The organism is [Flexibacter] sp. ATCC 35208, assembly GCF_001975825.1.
In the GTDB taxonomy this organism is placed as follows: Bacteria; Bacteroidota; Bacteroidia; order Chitinophagales; family Chitinophagaceae; genus Chitinophaga.
Window position 1 is genome coordinate 1 of sequence record NZ_MTKN01000316.1, and the last position, 423, is coordinate 423.

Annotated in this window: 1 pseudogene; it reads right to left on the reverse strand. The window is 34.3% G+C overall.

From position 1 onward, the window contains the following. A pseudogene (locus BW716_RS35705) lies at positions 1–423 on the reverse strand (hypothetical protein); the annotation flags it as partial.

The window sequence follows — 423 nt, forward strand, 5'->3', positions numbered from 1 at the left end:
CGCGGTACATATGTCCTTTTAGTAATATACTGTCAACCCATGAAGCAAGATTAGTTCCTTTTTCCAGATTTGGAGCTCCAATTCCGGGAACAGGTATTAATGTCATTGCTGCCCAATACCCTAATAATAAAACTGCACCGGTTATGATTTGTGTTTTTTTGCTGGTTTTTAAATATAAAAGAGAAACTACAAAATATACAATTGCTATTCGCTGTAAAACTCCGGGAAGGCGAACATCCTGATAGGCTTCGATACCGCTGTAAGCTAAAAACAGATAGATAAAGAGAATTGAAAAAGCCAGGATATTTTTAAGTTTAGAGCTAAAATCACCCATTAATGAATAACCAACTATAACAGTAATGATTAAGCGACCAATAAGAAGTGAAAGTCCTTCTAACCCAAATAATTGTATTTTAGAAAAAT